Raw genomic sequence first — 16,098 nt, 5'->3', positions numbered from 1 at the left:
ATAAAGGAGTGAAACCAAATGCCAGAAGAGCTGAACCCCACCATGACGCAGAACTTCATCCATGATTTCATTGACGAGGACATCGCCCAGGGTGGTCAGTTCCAAGGCATGACCGTCCACACCCGGTTCCCCCCGGAGCCCAACGGCTATCTGCACATCGGCCATGCCAAGGCAATTTTTGTAGACTTCGGCACCGCCGAAAAGTACGGCGGTCTCTGCAACCTCCGCATGGATGACACCAACCCCACCAAGGAGGATGTGGAATACGTGGAGGCCATCCAGGAGGATATCCACTGGCTGGGCTATGACTGGGGCGACCGCTTCTATTTCGCCTCCGACTACTTTGAGAAAATGTACGAGTACGCCGTGGAACTCATCAAGAAGGGCCTGGCCTACGTGTGCGAGCTCACCCCCGAGCAGTTCAAGGAGTACCGCGGCGACGTAAACACCCCCGCCCGCTCCCCCTACCGGGACCGTCCCATCGAGGAGTCTCTGGACCTGTTCGCCCGGATGCGGGCCGGTGAGTTTGAGAACGGCCGCATGACCCTGCGGGCCAAGATCGACCTGGCCAGCGGCAACTTCAACATGCGCGACCCCGTCATTTACCGCATCAACCACATGCACCACCACCGCCAGGGGGACAAGTGGTGCATCTATCCCATGTACGACTTCGCTCACCCCCTGGAGGACGCCCTGGAGGGGATCACCCACTCCCTGTGCTCCCTGGAGTTTGAGGATCACCGTCCCCTGTACGACTGGGTCATCGCCAACTGCGACGTGCCCGCCAAGCCCCGGCAGATTGAGTTCGCCCGCCTGGGCATCAACTACACCGTTATGAGCAAGCGTAAGCTGCGCCAGCTGGTGGAGGAGGGCCGGGTGTCCGGCTGGGACGATCCCCGTATGCCCACCCTGTGCGGCCTGCGCCGCCGGGGCTACACCCCCCGGGCCATCCGCAACTTCTCCGAGCGCAACGGCGTGAGCAAGGCCGCCTCCACCGTGGAGTATGCCTTCCTGGAGCACTGCCTGCGGGAGGACCTGAACCTGACCGCTCAGCGTGTCATGGCGGTGCTGCGCCCCGTCAAGCTGACCATTACCAACTACCCCGAGGGTCAGAGCGAGACCTTCTCCGTGGAGAATAACCCCAACGATCCCGCGGCCGGCAGCCGTGAGATCACCTTCTCCCGCAACCTGTATGTGGAGGCCGAGGACTTCCTGGAGACCCCGGTGCCCAAGTACAAGCGTCTCTATCCCGACGGCCCCGAGTGCCGCCTGAAGGGTGCCTACCTCATCAAGTGCACCGGCTGTGCCAAGGATGAAAACGGCAACATCACCGAGATCTTTGCCACCTACGATCCCGAGAGCCGCGGCGGCGATCCCGCCGATGGCCGCAAGGTGAAGGGCGCCACCATCCACTGGGTGGACGCTGCCACCGCCGTGGACGCCGAGGTGCGCCTGTACGACAACCTGTTCACCGACGCCGATCCCGACGCCGGCGACAAGAACTTCCTGGACTGCCTCAACCCCGGCTCCCTGGAGATCCTCTCCAACGCCAAGGTGGAGGCCGGCCTGGCCAACGTGGAGGCTCCCGCCTCCTTCCAGTTCCTGCGTCAGGGCTATTTCTGCGCCGACAACAAGGACTCCAAGCCCGGCCATCTGGTATTCAACCGTTCTGTGAGCCTGAAGGACAGCTTTAAATTTTAAATCTTAAATTTTAAAGAGTGGCGCGCGGGGCTCTGCCCCCGCGCCATCCGTTTGGAGGTCATGAACATGAAATTCTGGTTCCGCAATGACTATTCCTTTGGCGCCCATCCCAAGGTCCTGGAGGCCGTCTGCGCCGCCAACCTGGAGGGCAACATCGGCTACGGCGATGACAAGTACAGCGATATGGCCAAGGCCCGTATCCGCGAAGTGTGCGGCCTGCCCGACGCCATGGTGGAGTTTGTCGCCGGCGGCACCCAGGCCAACGTGCTTACCTGCGCGTTTCTGCTCAAGCCCTGGCAGGCTGCCATCTGCCCCGACTCCGGCCACCTGAACGGCCATGAGGTGGGCGCCTTCGAGGCCACCGGTCACAAGATCCTCACCGTGCCCGCCACTCCCGACGGCAAGATCGCTCCCGAGCAGCTGGTTCCCCTGCTGAAGCTCCACCAGGACGTGCATCTGACTGAGCCCGGCCTGGTCTACATCTCCAACGCCACCGAGAACGGCGCCGTGTACACCAAGGCGGAGCTCACCGCTCTGTACACCTTCTGCCGTGAGAACGGCCTGTACCTCTTCATTGACGGCGCCCGGCTGGGCTGCGCCCTGGCCTCCGACGCCAACGACATGACCCTGCCCGAGTTCGCTCACCTGTGCGACGCCTTCTACATCGGCGGCACCAAGAACGGCACCATGTTCGGCGAGGCTCTGGTCATCACCCGCCCCGAGCTCACCAAAGGCTTCTTCCGCATGAAGAAGCGCCTGCTCACCGTGATGGAGAAGGGCTGGATCCAGGGCGTACAGTTCCTCACCGTCTTTGAGGACGACCTGTACTTCAAGATGGGCCGCCAGGCCAACGAGATGGCTGCCCGCCTCCAGAAGGGTCTGAAGGCCAAGGGCTGGAAGCTGTGGGTGGAATCCCCCACCAACCAGGTCTTTGTCATCGCCCCCAACGACAAGAAGCCTCTGCTGGACGAGGTTTGCCAGTACGAGGACTGGTGCCCCTACGACGAGAACCACACCGTGGTCCGCTTCGTGGCCTGCTTCCACACCACTGAGGCTGACGTGGACGGTCTGCTGGCCACCCTGCCCGACCTGCAGTAAGCAACGCAAAAAAGAAAACCCTCCGGGACATTGTCCCGGAGGGTTTTTATGTTTTCTATTACGCCTCCACATCGCCCAGCGGAGTGATGACTTCCCGGAAGATCCGGCGCAGGAACAGCAGCGCCATAGCCAGAGAGGCGATCTCCGCAATGGGGAAGGCCCACCACACGGCGGTCACGTTGCCGGTGAGGGAGAGCAGGTAGGCGGCAGGCAGCAGCACCACCAGCTGACGGCCGATGGACATGATCATGCTCAGCACACCGTTGCCCAGAGCCTGGAAGGTGGAGGAGCAGATGATGTTGAAGCCGGCAAAGACGAAGCACAGGCTGATGATCCGCAGGGCGGGCACACCGATGCGCAGCATCTCGTCGGATGCCTCGAAGATACCCAGAATGGGGGCAGCAAAGAGCTGGATGACGACCAGGCCCACCAGCATGATACCCACGGCCAGAATGGCGCAGAACCGCACCGTATCGGTGAGGCGCTTGCGCTTCCGGGCGCCGAAGTTGTAGGAGACGATGGGCACCATGCCGTTGTTCAGGCCGAACACCGGCATGAACACAAAGCTCTGCAGCTTGAAATACACGTTGAAGACCGCCACGGCAGTGGAGGTGGAGATGGCGCCCAGGATCAGGTTCATACCGAAGGTCATTACCGAGCTGATGGAATTGAGCACGATGGTAGGGATACCCACGCTGTAGATCCGCCCGATAATGTTTCCTCTGGGACGGAAGCCCTTCAGTCTGGGCTGGATCTCATGGTTGCGGGTGATATTGAAGATCAGGGCCAGAATAGCAGCCACGATCTGACCCATAACAGTGGCAGCGGCAGCGCCGGCCACACCCATCTTGGGGAAGGGACCGATGCCGAAGATGAGCACCGGGTCCATGATGATGTTGATGATGGCACCCACACCCTGGGTAATCATGGTGTAGAAGGTGCGCCCCGTGGACTGGAGCAGCCGCTCAAACATGATCTCCAGGAACAGGCCGCAAGACAGGCCCGCGCAGATGCGCAGGTAAGCCACACCCTTGCTGACGATGTCCGGGTCATTGCTCTGCGCCTGGAAGAAGGGCTGGGCAAAGACCACGCCCACGATGGAAAAGACCACCGTGCTGAGGATCGCCAGCAGAACGCCGTTCTCCGCCGTGTGGTTGGCCGTCTCAAAATCCTTGGCGCCCAGACTGCGGGAGAGCAGGGCGTTGACACCTACGCCGGTACCAACGGCCACGGCGATCATCAGGTTCTGATAGGGGAATGCCATGCCTACGGCAGCCAGAGCGTTCTCACTGACCTTGGCCACAAAGTAGCTGTCCACCACGTTGTACAGGGCCTGCACCAGCATGGAGATCATCATGGGCAGGGACATGGAGAGGACCAGCCGCTTGATGGGCATGACTCCCATTTTGTTTTCTTGCAGTTCCGACATAAAAACCTCCCAACCGAAAAGAGAGCCGCAGCGGCCCGCTGCGGCAAAAAAGGATATATTTCGTTGTTATTCTAACGGATTGTATATGGTTAGTCAATAGATTTTCAGTATACGAATCAGTTTTCCCAAGGCACCATCTCTCCCGACCCGCAATAGGATAGGGTGTGGAGGCCTGCACCGGCCCTATGGCCCCGGCCTCCCCCATTTCATCCGACAGCGAGGAGCGTTTTGATATGAGTACCATGACCTTGGATGCCCTTCGGGTGGGCCAGTGGGGCCAGGTGGCCGAGGTGACCACCGAGCCCGCCATGCGGCGACGTCTGCTGGACCTGGGGCTGGTGCCGGGGACCCCGGTGAGCTGCACGGCAGTCAGCCCCGCCGGTGACCCGGCGGCCTACTGGATCCGGGGGGCGGTCATTGCCCTGCGGCGGCGGGACGCCAGCGGCGTCAGACTGGAGGGCGCGCCATGGGACTGACCCGCTCGGCCACCGGGCCGGGCGCCGCCGCCCCGCCGGTCCGGCCTACAGAGGGCTCGGGCCCGGTGGTGGCCCTGGCCGGCAACCCCAACGTAGGCAAGTCCACCCTCTTCAACGCCCTGACCGGCTTGCGTCAGCACACCGGCAACTGGCCGGGAAAGACCGTGGAGGTAGCTCAGGGCCAGTGTCTCCGGGGCAGCAGAAGCTATACCCTGGTGGATCTGCCCGGTACCTATTCCCTGCTGGCCCACTCCGCCGAGGAGGAGGTGTCCCGGGACTTTCTCTGCTTCGGCGGCGCCCAGGGCGCGGTGGTGGTGTGCGACGCCACCTGCCTGGAGCGCAACCTGAACCTGGTCCTCCAGACCCTGGAACTGGAACCCCGCACCCTGGTGTGCGTCAATCTGCTGGACGAGGCCGCCCGCAAGCACATCCAGGTGGACCTGCCCGCCCTGTCCGCCCACCTGGGCGTGCCGGTGGCGGGGATCTCCGCCGGCCGGGAGGAGGGGCTGGAGGAACTGCTGGACGACCTGGACGCCCTGCTGACCGCCCCGGAGCCGCCACGACCCCGGCCGGTCCGCTACCCACCGGCGGTGGAATTTGCCGCCGCCTCCCTCCGTCCTCTGCTGGAGCCCCGGCTCCAGGGGAAGCTGGACCCCCGCTGGACCGCGCTGCGGCTGCTGGAGGGGGACCCCACCCTACCGCCCAGCCTGGCCAGGCAGCTGGGCTGGGATCCGAGAACGGACCACCCCCTCCAGGAGGCGCTGACCCACGCCAGGGAACAACTGGCCCACAGCGGGGTGGACGACCTGGGCGGCGCCCTGGCCGCCAGTCTGGTCCAGGCCGCCCATGAGGCCGCAGCCGCCGCTCTGCCCCAGGGGAGCGCCCCCTCCGGCGGCGAGCGGCTGGACCGGCTGCTCACTTCCCGGGCCACCGGCGTTCCCGCCATGCTGCTCCTGCTGGCGGCCGTGCTGTGGCTCACCATCGAAGGGGCCAACTACCCCTCTCAGCTGCTGTCCACCGGCCTGTTCTGGGTCCAGGACCGGCTCACCGACCTGTTCCTCTGGCTGGGCGCGCCGGAGTGGCTCCACGGAGCTCTGGTGCTGGGGGTATACCGGGTGCTGGCCTGGGTCATCAGCGTCATGCTGCCCCCCATGGCCATCTTCTTCCCCCTATTTACCCTGCTGGAGGACTTCGGCTATCTGCCCCGGGTGGCCTTTTTGCTGGACCACGCCTTTCAGAAGGCAAAGGCCTGCGGCAAGCAAGCCCTCACCATGTGCATGGGCTTTGGCTGCAATGCCGCCGGTGTGGTGGGCTGCCGCATCATCGACTCTCCCCGGGAACGGCTCATCGCCATCCTGACCAACAGCTTTGTCCCCTGTAACGGCCGCTTCCCCACCCTCATCGCCCTCATCGCCATGTTCTTCGTGGGCACGTCCGGCGGCTGGTGGCAGGGGCTGGCCTCCACCCTGCTGCTCACCGCCGTTATCTTGCTGGGGGTGGTCATGACCTTTGCGGTGTCCCGGCTGCTGTCAGGTACCCTGCTGAAGGGCCTTCCCTCGGCCTACGCTCTGGAGCTGCCCCCCTACCGCAAGCCCCGGGTGGGCCAGGTGCTGGTCCGCTCGGTGCTGGACCGCACCCTCTTCGTCCTGGGCCGGGCGGTAGCTGTGGCAGCTCCCGCCGGGCTGGTGATCTGGCTGTGCGCCAACGTGACCGTGGGCGGGACCAGTATTCTGAATTGGTGCACTGGTTTTCTGGACCCTCTGGGCCAGATTATCGGCCTGGACGGCACCATTCTCATGGCTTTCCTGCTGGGCTTCCCCGCCAACGAGATCGTCATTCCCATCATCCTCATGTCCTACCTGTCCACCGGCACCATTCAGGACACCGCCAGCCTGGACGCTCTGCGGGAGCTGCTGGTGGCCAACGGCTGGACCTGGCTCACCGCCCTGTGCACCATGCTCTTTTCCCTGTTCCACTGGCCCTGTTCCACCACCTGCCTTACCATTGCCCGGGAGACCCGCAGCGTTAGATGGACCCTGCTGTCGGTGGCACTGCCTGCCGGGCTGGGCATGGGACTGTGCTTCCTGGTGGCCTCCGCCGTACGGCTGCTGGGCCTGGCATGATTTTTATGGATTTTTAACTGTACACAAACTGGAAGGGGTGCTATCCTAAAAAAAGGCACTTGACCTTCTATCTGGTGGAGGGTGTAGGCTCTCCACAGGATCTGAAAAAAGGAGGAATCACACATGAAACGAATGGGATCCCTGCTCCTGACCGGAGCGCTGGCCCTCTCCCTCTGTGTCCTGCCCGCCGGGGCAGCGGAGGACACCCTGTCAGAGACCGCCCATGCCGCGGCCCTGGCGGCCCAGCAGTACGGCGGGGCCCAGAGCATCCAGTACGCTCTGTGGCAGGACGGCGAGATCATCCTCACCGGCCACGCCGGGGACTACTCCCGGACGGAGAACCGGGCCCTCACCGACGATATCCTCTACGGCATCGGCTCGGTGAGCAAGGTGTACACCACCGCCGCCGTCCTCAAGCTGTCCGACGAGGGCAAGCTCCGGCTGGACGCTCCGGTGACCACCTATCTGCCCGACTTTACCATGGCGGACGCCCGCTATAAAGACATCACCGTCCGGATGCTGCTCAACCACTCCTCCGGACTGGCCGGCTCCACCACCGCCAACGCCTTTTTGCTCAACGACCCCGACACTCTGGCGGCGGACACCCTGCTGGAGGAGCTGTCCACCCAGACACTGAAGGCTGACCCCGGCGCCTTCAGCGTCTACTGCAACGACGGCTTCACCCTGGCGGAGCTGGTGGTGGAGGCCGTCAGCGGCATGAACTTCGGCCAGTACGTCCGCCAGGCCCTGCTGGAGCCTGCCGGGCTGGAAAACACCTACTTCCCCGGCGATGATTTTGACGCCAGCCGTCTGGCCAAGACCTATCTCTCTGCCGAGGACACCCAGGCCCTGCCCAATGAGTCGGTAGGCGTTCACGGCACCGGCGGCATCTACGCCACCGCTTCCGATCTGGCCGCCTTCGGCGGGCTGTTGTTCTGCCAGGACGGCATTCTGTCGGAGACCGCCCGCACTGCCTCCATGGCGGAGGAATACGCCAACGGCCTCTGGCCGGAGGACGACGAGGACGCGGTGGCCTACGGCCTGGGCTGGGACAACGTCCACTGGTACCCCTTTGCCTACAGCGACGTTCAGGCCCTGGCCAAGGGAGGCGACACCATTGTCTATCACGGCGGACTGGTGGTCCTACCCCAGTACCACATGGCGGCGGCGGTCCTCTCCTCCGGCGGCATCAGCACCTATGACGAGATGGCCGCCAACCAGATGCTCATTGCCGCTCTGGCCCAGCAGGGGGTAACGGTGGATCAGCCGACCCACACCCTGCCTCCCGCAGAGCGTACAACAGAGGTACCTATGGAGCTGATGGACTATGTTGGCCTGTACGGTGATTCCACCCAGGCCACCTTTGTTACCCTGACCGAGGACGGCGTTCTGTCCGCCGGTGGTTCCCCGCTGTACTACTACAGCGACGGCTCCTTCCGGGACGAAAACCAGATGGTGATGGTCAAATTCGTGGAGGCAGACAACGGCCAGACCTATCTCTGGCAAAAGGCCTATGCCTCCGTTCCCGGCCTGGGGGAGGTGCCCAGTTCCTCTTATATCTACATGAAGCTGCCTGACAACCCGGTTTCCCAGGACGTCCAGTCCGCCTGGGATGCTCGCAGCGGCAAGCTCTATCTGGCGGCAAATCTGAAGTACACCAACATTCAGTATGCCCTGGCACTCCCCATGGCCGGGCTGGCGACCGACCCGGTCAATATGCCGGGCTACATGGTCTTTGACCGCATGGTGGACGCCAACCACGCCGAGGGCGCGGCCCAGATCCCCGGCCTGGACGGCCGTGACTGGCAGAATATCACCATGACGGAGCAGAACGGCGTGGAGTATCTCTCCACCTGCGGCAGCATCTATATGGATATCTCCGCCGTGGAGACCCTCTACGGCGGTTCCTACTCCTGGTCCACCATCCAGTCCGACGGCTATGCCCGCTGGTATCAGGTGGGCTCCGCCGCCGGAAAGACCATGTCGGTCCAGCTGCCAGAAGAGGGCGGCTTCGCGGTCTATGACGCCAACGGCGCTGTGGTGGCGGCCTCCTGGGCCTGGGGCGATACCTCCGCTGTGCTGCCGGAGGGCGGCTGGGTAGTCTTTTCCGGCGCGCCCGATGCCCGGTTCGTTCTCACCCTCACCGCAGGGGAAGAAAAGTAAAAATTACTCTTTACAAACCAACCTTCCTTTGCTATAATAATCTGGCACGTTAAATGAGCGTGTCAGACGCGCCCGTAGCGCAATTGGATAGAGCGTCAGATTCCGGTTCTGAAGGCTGGGGGTTCGAGTCCCTTCGGGCGTACCACGAAGAAATCCTGTAACCACAAGGGTTACAGGATTTCTTTTTGCTTTTTGAGGATTGGTTTGCCTTATGGTTTCCCTCTCTATATTTAGCGCCAACCCATAGAAGCTTCACAGCTCAGGATCGTCTGTCATAATAGACCCGAATACCTGGTTGGTTTGTGGCGTTTGGAAGAAAAGGAAAGAGGCGAACAACCCAAATATACTATTGGGCACTCTTGTTGATCTGCTGAATAAAATTTTTAATAATGACCACAGCCCACTGAGCACTCCGGATGAAGTCCGGACTGTGCTTTGCGCGGACATCGGAAGGCTGCTACTCGTAGGCCGCCCGGTTAGCCCAGTCCTCCAGAAAGCCATGGTGGGTTTGGTTCAGGATCCTGTAGTCCACAGGTACACCTGCCTGCTGCAGAAGGCGGATATAGTGCTCCCCCTCGGGCTTTAATGCATCATGCTCAGCCAGAAGCACAAGGGCGGGGCACACACCCCGGAGCTGTGCGAGGGAAGCGCAGACCGGGGAGACATGGGGATCTGACCGCTGCGCTTGGGTGCAATACAGGGCAGAAAAGGCCTCCATAACTTCGGGATCCATGTCTGATTCAAAATGCGGCTTTTCTCCAGGCGCATGAACGCTGTCCAGATAGGGGTAGCACAGAATCTGCCCGCACAGGGAGAATTCTCCCCGTTCCTTTGCCAGCATGGCGCACACGGTGGCCAGGTTGGCGCCCGCGCTGTATCCCATGACCATCATCCGGTGTGGGTCGATGGAGTGGGTCTGGGGATGCTGAGAAAACCAGCGCACAACCTCATATACATCCTCCACCGCCGCGGGATATGGGAATTCCGGGGCCAGACGGTAGCCAATGGCCACTACGGTTATATCCAGTTCCTGCGCCAGCAGCTCGCAGAATCCATCGCACTTTTCTGCATCGCCCAGCACAAAGCCGCCGCCGTGCAGCTCAAACAGCGCGGGACGCCCGGCCGATCTGGCGGGGTGGATCCACACGGGGATTTCCCGACCGTCGCAGGGTACGGAGAAGGACAGCCCACTGAGGGGCTGTCCTAATACCGCGTCGCGCTGGGAGCTGCGGAGGGAGGGCAGAAGTTTGACAAAGCTGCGCAGGAAGGGGTCCTGATATCGCTTCTGTTCCATTTATAAGCTCCGTTTGACTTATTTCGCGCTGTGAACTCTGGCCTTTTCCAGCAGCTCCTGCTCGATGGCCGCATCGTCGGACTCCTTGGTGTCATCGATGCGGGAGATCACAAAGGCGCCGATGAGGCAGAGCACCACGAACACGCCGTATCCGGCAAACCAGTTGTTGCCGCCGCCCAGGCTCTTGCCCAGAACCAGGATGGCGAAGCCGCAGCTCTGGATGATGGTGGCCAGCGGGGTGCATACCCGGTTGGCGGACATGAACTCATAGCGGCCGAACTTGGAGATGACCATACTGGGCATCAGGTTGGGGATGCCGCCGGCGGTGAAGCACAAGCAGGCGGTAAGCACAGTGCACATGATGACAGGCATCTTGTGCAGGAACATCATGCCGATAAGGAACACCACATAGGCCAGGTTGTAGAGCACACCGGCCCGCTTGGTGCCGATGGCGGTGTCCAGCCAGCCCCAGCAGAAGCTGCCCAGCAGACCGATCAGGGTGCAGCCGGAGAGGATCGCCACGGGAGCAAAGGGATCAGCGAAATAGCCGGTGCTCATCATACGCACGATGATCTGGCTCATAACACCAGCGGTGGTGGCCCAGGGAATGCCAAAGCCGATGACGATCATCCAGACGCTCTTGTTCTTCAGCAGGTCCACGATGGAGTACTTGGTCTTGAAGTAGCGGGTCAGGTCCTCGCGGGTATCCTGATGGGGACGGTTTTCCGGCCGGATGTTGTCGGGATAGCAGCCCTTCTCCTCAGGGGTGTTGGTCATGAAGATCAGGGTAACAAAGCCCAGAACCAGCAGGACCACAGCCAGAGTGTTGCAGAAACCGGTCCAGCCCCAGCTGCCGGCAAAGCACCAGGTCACAAAGGGGACCAGGATCATACTGGTCAGAGGCAGGCCCATGGTGGTCCAGCCCATGACCACACCCTTCAGGGTGGGGAACCAGGAGCCTACGAAGCTGTGATGAACCGCAAAGGCCAGGCAGGTACCGAAGATCTGTACGAAAAACAGGCCGATGGTAAAGTTGGTGAAGTTGGTAATGCGGCCAAAGCAGAATACAGCGATGGCCATACCGAAGCAGGAGACCACCGCCACCAGCTTGGTGCCTTTCTTCAGCACCAGAGTGGTAAAGAGCAGGCCCAGCAGACAGCAGATAATGCCGATGGGGGTCAGCATGGCGGTCAGCATATCGCTGGTGATCTCCGTTCCGCTGACCTGGGACAGATAGGCGGCCAGGCTGGCGCCGTATCCGTTGATGCCGTCCACCGCGAAGGCGGAGTACATCATCTGATAGACGATGCAGATCAGAACCAAAAACCATCCCCAGCCGCCGAAGTTGACGGCGGAGGAAGCCTTATGTTTGTTTTTCATGTTTCCATTCCTCTTTTCTCATTGACTCAAGGCGTATGTTCCGGCGCCGAAATGGGTCATGTGGTTCAAAAGCGCCGCAGCCCGTATTGAGCGGGTCTCAGTGCTCGAAAGAAAAGCCAGACCACACCGGAATACCGGTGTACTCCTTGGGGGCCTCCGCTCCGGTGAGGTAGCGGATGGCACCGCTGGCCAGGGCCTCCATCTCAAAGTCGCCGCCGTAGACGATGAAGGGGGCCACCCAGCCGGCGTATTCCTTCACCTTGTCCACGAAGCGCTTGCTGTTGGAGACGCCGCCGGTCATAACCACCGCGTCCACCTTGCCCCGGAGGACGCAGGCGTAGCTGCCGATGTTCTTGGCCAGCTGATAGGCCATGGCGTCGAACACCAGCTCAGCCCACTGGTCGCCTTCGCCGATACGGCGCTCCAGCTCCAGGGCGCTGTCGGTGCCGGCCAAACCCAGCCAGCCACCGGTCTTGCTGACCTTGTTCTCCACTTCCTTCTGGGTATATTCCCCGGAGAAGCACATCCGGATCACCGGCATCAGCGGCACGTTGCCCGAGCGGTTGGGAGCCATGGGGCCCTCGCCCTGGAGCACGTCGTTGCCGTCGATGATACGGCCGTTCTGCTGGGCGGTGATGGACAGGCCGCCGCCCACATGGCACACCACCAGGCTGCACTCCTCATAGGTCTTGCCCAGCTCCTTGGCGGCCCGCATGGCAACCTCCTTCTGGTTGAGCACGTGGACGTGACTCCCCCGGTAGATGCCCTTAATGCCGGACACGCGGGCCAGATCCTGGAACTCGTCGGTGTCGGGAGGATTGACCAGCAGGGCGGGCTTGCCGGTCTGCTGGCTGAAGCGGTGGATGATCTGAGCGCCCAGGATGGCGGGATGCTCAAAGATGTGGGGCTTGGTGCAGTCCTCAATGATCTTGTCGTTGACGGGGAAAATACCGCCGGGGGTGGACTCCAGACCGCCGGAGTAGGCGGCAAAGGCGTCCATCTCCTCCAGGGAGATCCCCTCCTTGCCCAGCTCCTCCAGAATGGTCTCCACCCGGTAGGGCAGCTGGTCGTTGACCTTGGCAAAGCTCTTGAGGGTCTCCGGATCGTGGGTGACGTTGGCTTTGAAAATGCGTTCCTCCCCGTCAAACACTGCCAGCTTGGTGCTGGTGGAGCCGGGGCTCAGGGTAAAGATTTTGTATCCCATCGTAGTTCTCCTTCTTACTGGTTGGCAGCGGCAATGACCACCATGGCGATATCGCCGGTCATCTCCTCCACGCTGGAACCCCGGGAGGAGTCGGCCACCGGCTTCTGGAAGCCGGAGAGGGTGTGGCCGTAGCCCTTGCCGTGGCTGAAGCGCTGAATCAGCTTGACGGCGATGTTGGCGGCGTTGAGCTCAGGGAAGACCAGGATGTTGGCCTGGCCAGCCACAGAGGACTCCCGGCCCAGCTTCTTGGCGGCCACCGCCGGATCCAGAGCGGCATCCAGCTGGAGCTCGCCGTCCAGCTTCAGGTCGGGCCGCCGTTCCTGGGCAATGCGCAGGGCCTCGGTGATCTTGTCCACGCTGTCGGCAGCACCGCTGCCCAGGGTGGAGAAGGACAGGAAGGCTGCCTTGGGCTCCCAGCCCATCAGAGCCCGCACGTTGTCACAGGTGGCAATGGCGATGCCCGCCAGCTCGCTGGGCGTGGGGGCGGGGTTCAGGCCGCAGTCGGTAAGCACGATGCGGTCCCCCTCGGGTCCCTCAAAACCGGGTACCTCCATGAGGGCGAAGATGGAGGGCACCTCCACCCCTTCCTGCATGCCGATCACGGTCTGAGCGGCCAGCAGCACGTCGCCGGTGGTGTTGGTGTGGCCGCAGAAGGTGCAGTCCACATCGCCCACCTTCTCCAGCATCATGGCGTAGTAGATGGGATTCTTCATCTTGCGCAGGCAGGCCTTCTCGCTGAGCATCATCTCTTCCTTGGGGAAGCGGGCGGCCAGGCCGGCCCGGCCAGCCTCGTCGGTGATGTCCACGATCTCCATGCCCTCAATAGATACCCCTGCCTTTTCCGCCGTCTCGCGGATCACAGCGGGGTCGTTTACCAGCACCGGCATGCCGATGCCGGAATCCAGCACCGCGCGGGCGGCCAGCAGGGTCTTCTCCGCCTCGCATTCAGGCAGCGCCACCCGTTTGGGGTTCTGGGCCGCCTTCTGAATCAGTTCCTGAATCAGGTTTGCCATAGTTCCTCCTCATTGCTGTCCGGGCCGCTCTGCGCCAGGGCAAAGGCGACCGCGTAATCTGAATTGTGGGTCAGGGTGAGCAAAATGCTCCCGATCCCCCGGCGGCGGGCCGCCTCCGCCGCATCGGCGTGGAGGCGAACCGTCGGGGCGCCCTGGGCATTGTGCAGGACCTCGATCTGCCCCAGTGGGAGCCGGGTATCCGTGGGCAGGCCCAGGGTCTTGAAGACCGCCTCTTTGGCGGCAAACCGTCCGCAGAAATAGCTGTGCCGGTCCCGGCAGGCCTGGGCCTCCTGCTGCTCCGCCGGGGTAAAGGTGGCCCGGCAGAAGGGGTCCGTCGGCGTGAGCCACTCCGGATTCAGTTCCGTCTTGGTTACGATATCTGTACCGATGCCCACTACCATAACACCGCCTCCTGCCTGATGCCGCCCTATGGATCAGTTGCTCTCGTAGCCCATGTCCATGTAGTAGTCGTACTTGCTGGGAATCATGGGCACCTGGAGGAAGCTCTGGTACTGGCCGCCGGTGTGGATGATATGATTGCCGCGGTTGTCGGTGTCCCAAGCCAGAGGCTCGAACCAGCCCTCACGGATGTAGCGGCCGGCGATCTGAACGCGGATGCGCTCGCCCTTGTGCCAGAAGCGGCTGGAGGGCACGATGGCGATGTCCACCGGCACGATCTCGCCCTTGGACAGCTTCAGTTCACGCTTCTGGGCCAGCACGGGGCAGAACTTGGTGGACAGCTTCTCGTCCAGCTCGAGGCGGGAGACTCGCATCTTGCCCCAGGCGCCGGGATGGGGCTCGTTCAGGGTGAACCAGGGGATCCAGCGGCCGGAGGCATCCGCCTTCTGGATGTTGACGAACAGGTCCATATCGTCGTGGCCGTCGGCCTCCACATACAAGCGCAGGTACATGTAGCCGGTCAGCTCAGTGTCCTCATCGAAGGCCATGTCAAACTCCACCTTGCCGGTGTTGCCGTCGTAGGAGATCTGGCTCTCCGTCTCCACAGGGGTGGTCTGGAGGCTGGTGTCGGCGGCGTTGAGGTACAGCTTCTTGTACTGGGTGCGCTGCAGGGGGAAGCTGGTCTCGGGACGGCGGTCGGCGTGGTCCAGATCGAAGGCGTCCATCACGTCCACCCGCACCTTGGGGGTCATCTCCCAGCCATTGTGGATGTCCTTCAGGTAGCGGTCATAGAAGCGCTTCAGGTCCTCCAGGTTCTCGGGAGCGTAGGTGTCGGGCCACTCAAAGTCCCGGTGGATACGCAGCCACTTGCGGCGGCTCTTACACCGGCGCCAGGCGTTGATGGAACCGGGCAGGTGGAAGTGGCTCCAGCCGGCGGTCTGGTACACAGGGATCTTCACGCTGGCCCAGTCGGCGATCTTGTCCTGCCAGTAGGCGTTCATGAAGGGGTACTTGCGGGCCATGGCCACCTGATCATCCACGCCGCCGGTACCGGTGACCTGGGCGGCGATAAACTCGTTGAAGCTCAGTGCGGGGATGCCGCCCTCATAGAGGCTCTCGCGGAAGAGGTCGGTGGTGCACTCCCAGGGGGCGATGCAGGCCAGGTGCGGGGGCTGCATGGCAGCGATGCCCCACTGATGCATGGCGACGCCGGAGTTGCCGGACATGCCCACCTTGCCGTTGCACCAGTGCTGGGCGGCCAGCCACTCTACGAAGTCGTAGCCATCCTCCCGGTCCTGGTGAGTAAACATATGTACGGCGCCTTCAGAATGGCCGGCGCCGCGAACATCCACGTTGGCCACGGCGTAACCCTGATAGCACCAGTACATGGGGTCGGGGCTCTCGAACTTGGCCATCTTGGAGACGGTGTGAGGGGGTACGCCCATGATCTGCCACTCGCTCATGCCGTCGCCGGGGCGCTTGCCGAACCAGCTCCAGGACACAATGGCGGGATAGGTCTTGCTCTCATCCTTGGGACGGAAGATATCGCAGTAAATGGTGGCACCGTCTCGCATTTTCACGGGCACATCCTGCTCACACAGGATGCCGGGAGCCGCCTCGTAGACCCGCTGATTGAAGGCGGGACAGAAGCCCTGACCCATGCGGGCCATGGGGTCGTCGCTGGTGGCCAGGTCGACCTCTTCCTGATTGGCTACCGGCTTGCGGGCCACGCGGTAGATAGCCTCCAGCTCCTCGCCGCCGAACACTTCCTTTTTGACTACGTATTCACCCTTGGGACACTCTGCCATGGTATTCAGC

General features: G+C 62.4%; 12 protein-coding genes and 1 tRNA gene. 6 read left to right on the top strand and 7 right to left on the bottom strand.

The window, feature by feature from the left end; translation table 11 throughout:
* The first annotated feature begins 18 nt into the window (after window positions 1–18).
* Together J9789_RS03060 and J9789_RS03055 are read left to right on the top strand one after the other, a co-directional pair.
* Window positions 19–1,701: a glutamine--tRNA ligase/YqeY domain fusion protein gene (locus J9789_RS03060; protein ID WP_209342163.1), complete on the top strand. Its 1,683-nt coding sequence runs from the start codon at window positions 19–21 to the stop codon at window positions 1,699–1,701.
* A gap of 66 nt (window positions 1,702–1,767) precedes the next feature.
* Window positions 1,768–2,799, top strand: a complete 1,032-nt coding sequence (locus tag J9789_RS03055; RefSeq protein WP_209342162.1) for an aminotransferase class I/II-fold pyridoxal phosphate-dependent enzyme — start codon at window positions 1,768–1,770, stop codon at window positions 2,797–2,799.
* 58 nt (window positions 2,800–2,857) lie between these two features.
* Here J9789_RS03055 and J9789_RS03050 read toward each other — a convergent pair whose 3' ends face one another.
* The gene (locus tag J9789_RS03050; protein WP_209342161.1) at window positions 2,858–4,228 is read right to left on the bottom strand and encodes an MATE family efflux transporter; all 1,371 of its coding nucleotides are present in this window, start codon (window positions 4,226–4,228) and stop codon (window positions 2,858–2,860) included.
* 233 nt (window positions 4,229–4,461) lie between these two features.
* Between J9789_RS03050 and J9789_RS03045 the strand changes: the two genes are divergently transcribed.
* From J9789_RS03045 to J9789_RS03030, 4 genes are all read left to right on the top strand, one after another.
* Window positions 4,462–4,704, top strand: a complete 243-nt coding sequence (locus J9789_RS03045) for a FeoA family protein (protein WP_209342160.1) — start codon at window positions 4,462–4,464, stop codon at window positions 4,702–4,704.
* Window positions 4,695–6,827: a ferrous iron transport protein B gene (gene feoB / locus J9789_RS03040; RefSeq protein ID WP_209342158.1), complete on the top strand. Its 2,133-nt coding sequence runs from the start codon at window positions 4,695–4,697 to the stop codon at window positions 6,825–6,827. Before J9789_RS03045 ends, feoB begins: the two co-directional genes overlap by 10 nt.
* Window positions 6,828–6,950: 123 nt before the next feature.
* Window positions 6,951–8,990, top strand: coding sequence for a serine hydrolase domain-containing protein (locus J9789_RS03035; RefSeq protein ID WP_209342156.1), 2,040 nt, complete (start codon window positions 6,951–6,953; stop codon window positions 8,988–8,990).
* A 68-nt stretch (window positions 8,991–9,058) separates the two neighbouring features.
* Window positions 9,059–9,135, top strand: a tRNA-Arg gene (locus J9789_RS03030).
* Window positions 9,136–9,447: 312 nt separating this feature from the next.
* Here the strand turns inward: J9789_RS03030 and J9789_RS03025 are convergent.
* The 6 genes from J9789_RS03025 to J9789_RS03000 all read right to left on the bottom strand — a co-directional run bounded on the left by J9789_RS03025 (window position 9,448) and on the right by J9789_RS03000 (window position 16,088).
* Complete coding sequence (locus tag J9789_RS03025; RefSeq protein WP_209342154.1) at window positions 9,448–10,284, bottom strand: alpha/beta hydrolase; 837 nt, start codon at window positions 10,282–10,284, stop codon at window positions 9,448–9,450.
* An 18-nt stretch (window positions 10,285–10,302) separates the two neighbouring features.
* Window positions 10,303–11,664, bottom strand: coding sequence for an MFS transporter (locus tag J9789_RS03020; RefSeq protein WP_209342152.1), 1,362 nt, complete (start codon window positions 11,662–11,664; stop codon window positions 10,303–10,305).
* Between the two features lie 97 nt (window positions 11,665–11,761).
* A complete protein-coding gene (buk, locus tag J9789_RS03015) occupies window positions 11,762–12,868 on the bottom strand; it encodes a butyrate kinase (protein ID WP_209342150.1) in 1,107 nt (368 codons plus the stop codon).
* 14 nt (window positions 12,869–12,882) lie between these two features.
* A complete protein-coding gene (locus J9789_RS03010; RefSeq protein ID WP_209342148.1) occupies window positions 12,883–13,881 on the bottom strand; it encodes a phosphate acyltransferase in 999 nt (332 codons plus the stop codon).
* Window positions 13,869–14,282 carry a holo-ACP synthase gene (locus J9789_RS03005; protein ID WP_209342145.1) on the bottom strand — a complete coding sequence of 138 codons (414 nt, stop codon included), beginning with the start codon at window positions 14,280–14,282 and terminating at the stop codon, window positions 13,869–13,871. Before J9789_RS03005 ends, J9789_RS03010 begins: the two co-directional genes overlap by 13 nt.
* Window positions 14,283–14,315: 33 nt before the next feature.
* On the bottom strand, window positions 14,316–16,088 hold the full coding sequence (locus J9789_RS03000; RefSeq protein ID WP_209342143.1) for a CocE/NonD family hydrolase: 1,773 nt from the start codon (window positions 16,086–16,088) through the stop codon (window positions 14,316–14,318).
* Between the last annotated feature and the right edge of the window lie 10 nt (window positions 16,089–16,098).

The organism is Flavonifractor sp. AGMB03687, assembly GCF_017811815.1.
Lineage (GTDB): Bacteria > Bacillota > Clostridia > Oscillospirales > Oscillospiraceae > Flavonifractor.
Note: the sequence above shows the minus strand (reverse complement) of the source record. Positions and strands in the feature narration are given on the sequence as shown.

Excerpts from the sequence above, each read along its gene's own strand:
- J9789_RS03020 (WP_209342152.1), bottom strand. The coding sequence starts at position 11,664 with ATGAAAAACAAACATAAGGCTTCCTCCGCCGTCAACTTCGGCGGCTGG.
- J9789_RS03055 (WP_209342162.1), top strand. The coding sequence starts at position 1,768 with ATGAAATTCTGGTTCCGCAATGACTATTCCTTTGGCGCCCATCCCAAG.
- J9789_RS03010 (WP_209342148.1), bottom strand. The coding sequence starts at position 13,881 with ATGGCAAACCTGATTCAGGAACTGATTCAGAAGGCGGCCCAGAACCCC.
- J9789_RS03050 (WP_209342161.1), bottom strand. The coding sequence starts at position 4,228 with ATGTCGGAACTGCAAGAAAACAAAATGGGAGTCATGCCCATCAAGCGG.
- buk (WP_209342150.1), bottom strand. The coding sequence starts at position 12,868 with ATGGGATACAAAATCTTTACCCTGAGCCCCGGCTCCACCAGCACCAAG.
- J9789_RS03060 (WP_209342163.1), top strand. The coding sequence starts at position 19 with ATGCCAGAAGAGCTGAACCCCACCATGACGCAGAACTTCATCCATGAT.
- J9789_RS03005 (WP_209342145.1), bottom strand. The coding sequence starts at position 14,282 with ATGGTAGTGGGCATCGGTACAGATATCGTAACCAAGACGGAACTGAAT.
- J9789_RS03045 (WP_209342160.1), top strand. The coding sequence starts at position 4,462 with ATGAGTACCATGACCTTGGATGCCCTTCGGGTGGGCCAGTGGGGCCAG.
- J9789_RS03000 (WP_209342143.1), bottom strand. The coding sequence starts at position 16,088 with ATGGCAGAGTGTCCCAAGGGTGAATACGTAGTCAAAAAGGAAGTGTTC.
- J9789_RS03035 (WP_209342156.1), top strand. The coding sequence starts at position 6,951 with ATGAAACGAATGGGATCCCTGCTCCTGACCGGAGCGCTGGCCCTCTCC.
- feoB (WP_209342158.1), top strand. The coding sequence starts at position 4,695 with ATGGGACTGACCCGCTCGGCCACCGGGCCGGGCGCCGCCGCCCCGCCG.
- J9789_RS03025 (WP_209342154.1), bottom strand. The coding sequence starts at position 10,284 with ATGGAACAGAAGCGATATCAGGACCCCTTCCTGCGCAGCTTTGTCAAA.